The organism is Paenibacillus sp. DP01 (genome assembly GCF_044784315.1).
GTDB classification, from domain to species: domain Bacteria; phylum Bacillota; class Bacilli; order Paenibacillales; family Paenibacillaceae; genus Paenibacillus; species Paenibacillus polymyxa.
Genome location: NZ_CP173059.1, coordinates 1 through 10,000, shown reverse-complemented (window position 1 = coordinate 10,000; position 10,000 = coordinate 1). Strand labels below are relative to the sequence as shown.

The window sequence follows — 10,000 nt, the reverse complement described above, 5'->3', positions numbered from 1 at the left end:
AGGCCGACCACTGGACCATTTTTATCGGTAACGTTAATCGTCTTGATCCCCTTGCCTCCACGGCTCTGGATACGATAATCCACAGCAGGGGTACGTTTGCCATAACCCTTGGCCGTTACGATCAGAATATCCAGGTCGGTATTGACGATATCCATGCCGATTACAGCATCGCTTTCGTCAAGACTAATCCCTTTAACTCCTGTAGCGCTACGCCCCATAGATCGTACGTCACTTTCAGGGAAACGGATAGACATACCTTGTGCTGTACCGATAATCATTTCCTGCTGCCCATCAGTCAGCTTCACTTCGATCAGGGCGTCATCTTCACGCAAGTTAATGGCAATTAGGCCGCCTTTGCGGATATTCGCATAGTCATCAAGAGGTGTTTTCTTAATAATCCCATGCTGGGTCGCAAAGAATAGATAACTATCCTCCACAAATTCCTCAATTGGAATTACTGCATTGATCGACTCACCCTGCTCAATCTGAATCAGGTTAATAATCGGTGTCCCCCGAGCTGTCCGGCTTAAATCCGGAATCTCATAGGCCTTAATCCGGTATACCTTGCCCTTGTCCGTAAAGAATAACAAATGATGATGTGAATTCGTAATGAACAGATGCTCTACGAAGTCCTCATCTTTGGTATCCATACCTACTACACCACGACCACCGCGTTTTTGACTGCGATACGTAGTAACAGGGAGGCGTTTGATATATCCAGTATGGGTTACAGTAATAATAACGTCTTCACGCGGAATGAGATCCTCATCCAGAATACTCTCTTCACCCACTGTAATTTCAGTGCGACGTTCATCGGCGAAGCGTCCTTTCAACTCATTCAGCTCTTCGCTAATGATATTGAGTACCAGATGCTCATTCGCCAAAATTTCGCGGTATTCCATTATCTTTTGAATTAGCTCGTTATATTCGTTCTCGATCTTCTCACGTTCCAAACCGGTTAAGCGTTGCAGACGCATATCGAGAATAGCCTGAGCCTGCTCAAGAGTCAGCGAGAAACGCTCAATCAGTCCTTCACGGGCTGCTTCTGCAGTTTGGGAAGAACGAATCAAGGAAATAACTTCGTCCAGATGGTCAAGAGCAATACGCAAGCCTTCCAGAATGTGTGCTCTAGCTTCGGCTTTTTTCAGATCAAATTCTGTCCGACGACGAATAACCTCAACCTGATGCTTGAGATAATAATACAAGACATCTTTCAGGTTCAAAATCTTCGGCTCATTGTTTACAATCGCAAGCATATTGATACCGAAATTGGACTGCATGGCCGTATGTTTAAACAAATTATTCAGAACGACGTTCGGGTTCACATCTCTACGCAACTCGATCACAATACGCATACCCGTACGGTCGGATTCATCGCGAAGATCCGTAATGCCCTCAATACGCTTGTCACGTACTAGTTCAGCAATTTTCTCGACCAGACGAGCCTTATTCACTTGGTAAGGCAGCTCATGCACGATAATCCGTGCTTTATTGCCAATCTCCTCTATGGTGGTCTTTGCACGCATGGTCACAGATCCGCGGCCAGTCTGGTACGCTTGACGAATGCCTGAGCGACCTAAGATATAACCTGCTGTTGGGAAATCGGGGCCTTGAATGTAGTCCATAAGTTCCATCGGCGTAATGTCAGGGTTTTCGATCAGTGCTTGTACACCATCAATAACCTCTCCCAAGTTATGCGGAGGAATGTTGGTTGCCATACCAACTGCAATCCCGCCGACACCGTTAACCAGCAAGTTAGGATAACGTGCAGGCAATACGACAGGCTCGTTCTCTTCACCATCGTAGTTAGGCATAAAATCAACGGTCTCTTTGTTCAAATCACGGAGCATTTCCATGGCAATCTTGGACAGCCGTGCTTCAGTGTAACGCATTGCTGCTGCCATATCTCCATCCACGGAGCCAAAGTTACCGTGTCCATCCACCAACATATAACGCAAGGAAAAATCCTGCGCCATCCGCACCATCGTATCATATACAGCCGTATCACCATGAGGGTGATACTTACCGATAACTTCACCGACGATTCTTGCCGATTTTTTATAAGGCTTATCTGGCGACATGCCTAGCTCGGACATCGCGTACAGAATACGACGGTGTACCGGCTTCAGTCCGTCCCGCACATCAGGCAAGGCACGGCTAACAATAATACTCATGGCATAATCCATAAAGGATTCGCGCATTTCCACTCCGATATCCCTATTGATGATTTGCGAGTTATTTTGATCCGCCATGCTGGTCCTCCTTCTCATCCTTCAATACAGCGCTCTCTATGTGAAAAGCCTAACAAGACACTGCCTATATACTCCGCTCCTTGCGCAGGATTTTGGCTGAAATCCTCATCTGTATAATTATATTACTTTCACAAAAAGAGCACAATTAAACGCATTTGTCCTCTTTACAGCGTAAAACCCTCGTCATTCCCCTTCTGCCTGTAGCAGATTGCTATTTTCTTGTACAACTTACAAGCCCTGATTATAACAAATTCCCCTGAACTGGGGATTAGCCCCCACCCTAAGGGCCTTTTCCACATACAATACGTATACGGTCAGGGTTCTACTTAGCAAAATTCCGAAAAACGCCGTATTTCTCTATTATATCATTGTTTTACGCGCTTGTCCTTTAGTTTCCCTTGTTTTGTTAAAGGGTGTGAATTCCAGGTACATGAACTCATAATTCGAAAAGAAAGGGATGAGAATACTTGTCTATTCAGCGAGTATCCAGTAAGTGGGCCAAAACAAATGCCATTCTTCCCCATCCGACATTGGCCGCTTATATACCGGAAACACGTTTGTACACGTTTGAGCATCTGAATGAAATGTTGGCGGTGTATGGAACTGTCTATATTAAGCCGGATAATGGTACCTATGGCAAAGGGGTTATGCGTGCAGAAAGGCAGACAGAGCAGCTTCCGCCGACAGAAGAAGGAATCATCGAGGAGAGAACTTGGTATGTACTTCGCTATGAAGTAGATATCCTCACCTTTGAAAGCCTGGATGAGCTGCATAGGGTGGTTTCTTCACGTATAAAGAAACGTCCATATCTGATACAGCGCGGAATTCCTCTTCTTCAGCATGAAGCCCGTCCCTTCGATCTGAGGGTATTGACCCAGATGAACTTGAGACATCACTGGGAAACAACGCTTATTGTAGGACGTGTAGCTGCTCCTGACAAAGTCGTCACCAATCATCACAGCGGTGGGACAACGCGTTTTTTCAATGAACTGGTGGCTCCATATATGGATGTAAAGGAAGCCGTACGACTGGAGCAAAAATTATCGAAAATGGGCGAGCGAGTAGCCTGGCAGCTACAAAAAAGATACCCTCGTTTAAGGGAAATCGGGTTAGATGTGGGATTGGACCAGCAAAACTATCCATGGATTTTGGAGGTCAATACAAGACCAGCCATCAAAGTGTTCGCTTCCCTCCCAAATAAAAGCCTCTATCATAAAATATTCAGATATGCAGTAGGCTACGGCCGGTATACGGCATCCACAGGTAAACCTGTACGCTCTAAGAAAAAGGCCTAAAACATTGAAATTAAATATTCAAATCCATCCGGGCTGGTTAATGACAAGAAAAGGGACGCCCATTTGGGCGCCCCTTGTACACTCTTGCTTATACAACCCTAATGAACAGATAACATAGCCATCAGGATGGAATAACACACATTAGAAATCTAGGTTTTTCACGTACTTCGCATGTTCTTGGATAAAGTCACGGCGAGGCTCTACATTGTCACCCATTAAGGTATTGAACAGTGTATCAGCCAGCATCGCGTCACTGACAGTTACCTGCAGCATTGTACGGCTCTCTGGGTCCATCGTGGTTTCCCAAAGTTGGGTCGCATTCATCTCACCCAAACCTTTATAGCGCTGTACATTGTACTTCGCATTTTCTCCAAATTCCTTGATGATCTCGTCACGTTCCGCTTCAGAGTTCGCATAACGCACAACTTTGTTACGCTCAACTTTGAATAGTGGTGGCTGAGCAATGTATATATAGCCTGCATCAATGATTTTGCGCATGTAGCGATAGAAGAATGTCAGCAACAATGTGCGAATATGAGCACCATCGACATCGGCATCTGTCATGATAATAACCTTGTGGTAACGGGCTTTGCTGATGTCAAAATCATCTCCAATCCCTGTACCCATTGCTGTTACCATTGACCGTATTTCATCACTGGACAAAATACGGTCCAAGCGTGCCTTTTCCACATTCAGGATCTTACCGCGAATTGGCAAAATCGCTTGAAAGTGACGATCACGCCCCTGCTTGGCCGATCCCCCTGCTGAGTCACCTTCGACGATGTACAGTTCACTGATCGAAGCATCCTTAGAGGAGCAATCCGCCAGCTTACCTGGGAGCGAACTGATTTCCAGCGCACTTTTGCGACGTGTAAGTTCACGCGCTTTGCGTGCTGCTTCCCGGGCACGAGCTGCTTGTAACGATTTATCAACTACACGGCGGGAGACGGACGGGTTCTCCTCCAGAAATTCCTGAAGCTTCTCTGCGAACAGGGACTCGACAATTCCTCGAACTTCACTGTTGCCAAGCTTTGTTTTAGTCTGACCCTCAAACTGTGGTTCAGGAATTTTGACGGAGATAATCGCTGTCAAACCTTCGCGTACATCGTCACCAGTCAAATTGGCATTGTTGTCCTTAATCAAGCCATTTTTGCGTGCATAATCGTTAATAATCCGGGTTAATGCACTCTTGAAACCTGATTCATGAGTTCCACCCTCATGAGTATTGATATTGTTGGCGAAAGAATAAATATTCTCGGTATAGCTGTCGTTATATTGCAATGCAACTTCGACTTGAATCATGTCACGAAAGCCTTCGACATAAATCGGCTGTTCATGCAGGGCTTCTCTTTTTTGATTCAGAAACTGCACATACTCACTGATTCCACCCTCATAGTGGAATGTATCGCTGGCGCCTGTCCGTTCATCGGTCAAGCTAATTGCAATGCCTTTGTTCAAGAAAGCCAGCTCACGAATCCGCGTCTGCAGCGTATCATAGTCATATACGGTCGTTTCGGTAAAGATTTGTTCGTCCGGATAGAAGGTCGTTTGGGTACCTGTCTCTTCAGTGTCACCGATGACTCTGACATCATACTGTGGAGCACCACGATGGTATTCCTGCTCATATACATGTCCATCCCGTTTAACATGAACAATCATTTTGCTGGAGAGCGCGTTCACCACGGATACACCAACCCCGTGCAGACCACCAGACACCTTGTACCCTCCGCCTCCGAATTTACCACCTGCGTGAAGTACGGTCATTACGACTTCCAGCGCTGATTTTTTCATTTTGGCGTGTTCACTTACCGGAATACCGCGGCCGTTATCTGTAACGGTAATGCTATTATCTTTGTGAACGACAACTTGAATGCTGTTACAATAACCCGCCAGCGCTTCGTCAATACTGTTGTCCACAACTTCCCAGACCAGATGATGGAGCCCCTTGGCGCTCGTGGAGCCAATATACATCCCGGGACGTTTCCGAACCGCTTCCAGGCCTTCGAGGACCTGAATCTCGCCCGCATCATAAGACGGTTGATTCATAGACATGCCTTTCACCTACTTCTATAGATTTCTATGGTTAAGCATTGGCAACAAACTGGTTTGCCCGCTTTTTGAGTGTTGTTGAGGAGATGGGGGAATAATACACCGTATTCTGAGTCACTACGATGGACTTGGCTTCCTCTTCGCCAATCATCTCGACATGCTTTTGCTGTTGGGCGTGGTTCACGTATTGTTTGGAGATTTTAGAGGATTTTTCAATCGAGATATCGAAAATAGCCACAAGCTCGGACGAGCGGATGATCTTTTCTCCACCCAGATGAATATACATAGCAGTCACTCACTCCTTAGTGTTCCACATGCCCGTCGTGGACGTGATAAATATGGGCACCCTTAAGTCGTTCTGCGTTCAACGTCTCAATCCCGGTTGCCGTGATAAAGGTCTGTACCTTGCTTTGGAAAGTCTCGATCAGTTGAGTCTGACGATAGGGATCCAGCTCGGACAACACATCATCCAGCAGCAGGATAGGATACTCCCCAATTTCCTCATGAATTAATTCTATTTCGGCCAGCTTCAAAGACAGGGCCGTCGTCCGCTGCTGCCCCTGAGAGCCATACGTATGCACTTCTCTGCCGTTAATGGCAAAGGCCAAATCATCACGATGGGGTCCCGCCAAAGTCATGCCACGGCGGATTTCCTGTTCCCTCATTTGGGATAACTTTATCATAAATCGCTCCAATAAGACAGCTTCATCTTCTTCCTCTGGCTCACCGAAGGAGGGAACATAGGTTAATTTTAACTCTTCTGTCCCCCCTGCAATCCCTTCATGAATGGCTTGGGCCCACTTTTGTAGCTTTGTTATAAATTGTTTCCGCTTTTTTACAATTTTAACACCATGCTCAACAAGTTGCTCATCCCATACCTCCAGCATCAGCTGCACGGACGCCATATCTTTACCCCAAGCTTGCTTGAGCAGATTATTTCGCTGAACCAGCACTTTCTGATATTGCTGCAAATGATACAAATATCCTGGCGCAACCTGTCCGATTTCCATGTCAAGAAACCGGCGGCGAACCCCCGGTGTTCCTTTGACAATTTCCAGATCCTCGGGCGCAAACATGACCACGTTTAACGAACCGATAAAATCGCTCAGCTTTCGCTGCTCTAGCCCGTTGATCTTTGCTTTTTTGCCTTGTGTGGATAACGAGAGATCCAATCTGATTTTCCCGTATTTTTTATCCACATCGGCAGCTAGATGGGTGGAAGTAGCCCCGAAAGAAATTAATTCCTTATCGCGGGACGTTCGGTGACTTTTAGTCAAAGCCAATACAAAAATCGCCTCAACCAGATTCGTTTTGCCTTGCGCATTTTGTCCGATCAGCAAATTAACGGGCCCGAATTCATTCAGCTCCAACTGTTGATAGTTCCGGTACTGCTGCAAAACAATGTTGTTCACAAACACATAGGGTCCCCCTTGTTATTCCGCACCTAAAAGGAGTCCTTGCCGTTCAGGCGATCATGCTCCTGCCGTAACCTCGAAACGTCCAATGTCCTCTACTTCTACAGTATCGCCTGGGTACAATTTTCTCCCCCGACGTTCTTCTGGCTCACCATTAACGCGGACTTGTCCCTCCTGCAGCAGGGCTTTAGCCATGCCTCCTGTGGATACACAATCGGCTAATTTCAAAAATTGATCAAGCTTGATGTATTCGGTCTGTATAGATATTGGTTTCAAGGCCTGTTCATCCTTTCGCTTGTTCGGGTGGGTGACGCTAGTTGGTTGTGCGATATGGCAGGATGATGTACAGCGCATTGCTGGAATCTGCCGGTTTTAAAATAATGGGGCTCATAATGCCAGTAAAAGCAATCGTCAGCTGCTCGCTGTCAATCACCTTCAGCACGTCGAGCATATATTTGGAGTTGAACGAGATTTTGAGTGGCTCTCCCTCAAATTTAGACACATTTACTTCCTCACGCACTTTACCAAGTTCAGATGAGCTGGAGGAAATCTCTAGATCACCGTTTTCCAACGATTGCATTTTTACAATATTCGTTTTTTCCTCACGGGACAACAAATAAGCACGGTCAATAGACTCGCTCAAACTTTTTGTGTCCACAACCAGTTCTGTTTTGTAGGAAGTCGGAATAATTCTAGAAGTATCAGGATAGGTGCCATCCAAGATGCGGGAATAAAATAACACGCGATCCACCTTAAATAATACCTGATTGTCCGCTACGACGATATCCACAAGCATATTTTGATCCGGAATAATTCTGCTCAGCTCATTGAGCGTTTTACCTGCAATGACAACATTGCTAAAACGCAAGCCTTCGGAAGTCTCCAAATGAGCGCTGCGGGTGGCAAGGCGGTGGCGGTCCGTGGCGACAAATTTCAATTCACCCTCAGCCAGATTCCACAATACACCCGTCAAAATAGGTGTCGTTTCATGGGTAGAGATGGAGAATACCGTCTGTTTAATCATATTTTTAAGCAAATCACCTGGCACAGAGATGACTTGATTTTCTTCAATGTTGGGAAGCACCGGGAATTCCTCAGGGTCCAAACCAACGATTTGAATTTCAGTAGCACCGGATGAGATAAAGGTTTGGAATTGGTCTTTTACCTCCATGCGGATCTCCTGAGACGGCAACTTTTTAATAATTTCGACAAAGAATTTAGCGGGCAGCACTACACTGCCAGGTTGTTCGATCTGAACGACAGTTTGGTCACCATCCTCCATCGGAATAAAGGATTGAATAGAGATGTCTGTATCGCTGGCGGTCAGTGTGACTCCCTGGTGATTCACATCCAGCTTAATACCACTCAGAATTGGAATGGTGGTCCGACTGGATATCGCTTTGGATACATGTTGTATAGCCTCGTTCAAAACGTTTTTCAGAATGCTAATCTTCATAAGTTCCTCCTACGGGTTTTAATCCTGCAAGCACGCGTTGACGCGGGCCTTATATAGGTGATGTATATCTTTAAAATATATTAGTAATAGTAATAGGCGCACTGAATATGTGGATAACTATCTGTAACCCTAATAAAATCAAGCCTATCCACATGTGTATAAATTGTGTATAGGCTCTGAACTTGTTCAGGTTGGATTTTTGATTTTTTCTATTAGGTTGTTGATAACTTTAAATAGATCCTGATCCACTTGAATGGATTTGGAGATTTTTTCGTGCGCATGAATGACAGTCGTGTGATCACGTCCACCAAAAGCTTCGCCGATTTTCGGCAAGGAATAGTCGGTTAGCTCACGGGAAAGATACATGGCAATCTGCCGTGGAAAAGCTACAGCCTTCGTCCGCTTACGCGCTTTAAAATCCTCTAGCCGTAGATTATAAAATTCCCCGACTTGATGCTGTATATCCTGAATCGTGATCATTTTTGGACGGCTGGATGGGATAATATCCTTTAACGCCTCAGCCGCGAGATGGCTTGATACATCCTGATTGGTTAAGGAAGAATAAGCGACAACGCGAATGAGCGCCCCCTCCAGCTCGCGGATATTTGTATCAATTTGATTCGCGATATACATCATGGCCTCATTAGGAATATCCAGGTTTTCTGCCCGCGCCTTTTTCCGAAGAATAGCAATTCTCGTCTCCAAATCCGGCGGTTGAATATCCGTAATAAGTCCCCACTCGAAGCGAGAGCGCAGCCGTTCTTCCAGCGTTGGAATTTCTTTAGGCGGCCGATCGCTTGAGATTATAATCTGCTTGCGTTCCTCATGAAGCGCGTTGAACGTATGGAAAAATTCCTCTTGCGTTGATTCCTTGCCCGCAATGAATTGAATATCATCAATGAGCAAAATATCAATGTTGCGATATTTATTCCGGAAACTCTCTCCGCGGTTGTCCCTGATGGCATTAATGAACTCGTTCGTAAACTTCTCCGACGATAAATAAACGACCTTGCTGGTCGGATTATGCTCCAAAATATAGTGTCCGATAGCATGCATCAGATGCGTTTTCCCCAGACCTACACCACCGTATAGAAACAGCGGATTGTAAGCTTTGGCCGGCGCCTCGGCGACGGCCAGCGATGCCGCGTGGGCAAAACGGTTCCCCGATCCAATGACAAATGTATCGAATGTATATTTGGGATTCAGCATATGGGATACAGCTTCTTCTTGAACGACCGGCTGCTGCTGAGGTTGTTGCTGAAGGTCGACCTCGGCGGGCTTGTTCTCTTCAATAACGAACTTGACCTCTAAATGTTTGCCCAAAATCTCATAAACCGTTGCTCCGACTAACTTGGTATAGCGGCTTTCAAGCCATTCCACGGCAAAAGTTGTCGGTGCAGAAATCACAATGGAGTGGTCATTTAGTTTCGCTGCCTTGGTAGCCTTAAACCAAGTGTCGTAACTCGGCTTACTCAGCTTGGTTTGTATGATGGATAGAATTTGCTGCCATAGTTCAGAGGTATGGCTGTCCAC

Annotated in this window: 8 protein-coding genes (1 of these 8 cut by a window edge); 1 reads left to right on the top strand and 7 read right to left on the bottom strand. The window is 45.9% G+C overall.

Going from position 1 to position 10,000, the window contains the following annotated elements; all coding sequences use genetic code 11:
* Window positions 1–2,252, bottom strand: the 5' portion of a protein-coding gene (gene gyrA / locus ACH59B_RS00040; RefSeq protein WP_016822436.1) for a DNA gyrase subunit A. It extends 313 nt beyond the left edge of the window; only the first 2,252 of its 2,565 coding nucleotides appear in the window; the start codon lies at window positions 2,250–2,252; the stop codon falls past the left edge of the window.
* 467 nt (window positions 2,253–2,719) lie between these two features.
* Between gyrA and ACH59B_RS00035 the strand changes: the two genes are divergently transcribed.
* The gene (locus ACH59B_RS00035) at window positions 2,720–3,547 is read left to right on the top strand and encodes a YheC/YheD family protein (RefSeq protein ID WP_016822437.1); all 828 of its coding nucleotides are present in this window, start codon (window positions 2,720–2,722) and stop codon (window positions 3,545–3,547) included.
* A gap of 141 nt (window positions 3,548–3,688) precedes the next feature.
* Here ACH59B_RS00035 and gyrB read toward each other — a convergent pair whose 3' ends face one another.
* From gyrB to dnaA, 6 genes are all read right to left on the bottom strand, one after another.
* Window positions 3,689–5,599, bottom strand: coding sequence for a DNA topoisomerase (ATP-hydrolyzing) subunit B (gene gyrB, locus ACH59B_RS00030; protein ID WP_404303036.1), 1,911 nt, complete (start codon window positions 5,597–5,599; stop codon window positions 3,689–3,691).
* A gap of 31 nt (window positions 5,600–5,630) precedes the next feature.
* A complete protein-coding gene (gene remB, locus ACH59B_RS00025) occupies window positions 5,631–5,882 on the bottom strand; it encodes an extracellular matrix regulator RemB (protein ID WP_007433255.1) in 252 nt (83 codons plus the stop codon).
* A 16-nt stretch (window positions 5,883–5,898) separates the two neighbouring features.
* The gene (gene recF / locus ACH59B_RS00020) at window positions 5,899–7,014 is read right to left on the bottom strand and encodes a DNA replication/repair protein RecF (RefSeq protein ID WP_045244810.1); all 1,116 of its coding nucleotides are present in this window, start codon (window positions 7,012–7,014) and stop codon (window positions 5,899–5,901) included.
* Between the two features lie 54 nt (window positions 7,015–7,068).
* On the bottom strand, window positions 7,069–7,287 hold the full coding sequence (gene yaaA / locus ACH59B_RS00015) for a S4 domain-containing protein YaaA (protein WP_016822440.1): 219 nt from the start codon (window positions 7,285–7,287) through the stop codon (window positions 7,069–7,071).
* A gap of 37 nt (window positions 7,288–7,324) precedes the next feature.
* Window positions 7,325–8,467 (bottom strand): DNA polymerase III subunit beta, encoded by a 1,143-nt coding sequence (dnaN, locus tag ACH59B_RS00010; RefSeq protein WP_016822441.1) that lies wholly within the window; start codon window positions 8,465–8,467, stop codon window positions 7,325–7,327.
* 186 nt (window positions 8,468–8,653) lie between these two features.
* Complete coding sequence (dnaA, locus tag ACH59B_RS00005) at window positions 8,654–10,000, bottom strand: chromosomal replication initiator protein DnaA (protein WP_013368644.1); 1,347 nt, start codon at window positions 9,998–10,000, stop codon at window positions 8,654–8,656.

Bases quoted from the DNA above. Each gene is read 5' to 3' on its own strand.
- gyrB (WP_404303036.1), bottom strand. From the start codon at position 5,599: ATGTCTATGAATCAACCGTCTTATGATGCGGGCGAGATTCAGGTCCTC.
- remB (WP_007433255.1), bottom strand. From the start codon at position 5,882: ATGTATATTCATCTGGGTGGAGAAAAGATCATCCGCTCGTCCGAGCTT.
- dnaN (WP_016822441.1), bottom strand. From the start codon at position 8,467: ATGAAGATTAGCATTCTGAAAAACGTTTTGAACGAGGCTATACAACAT.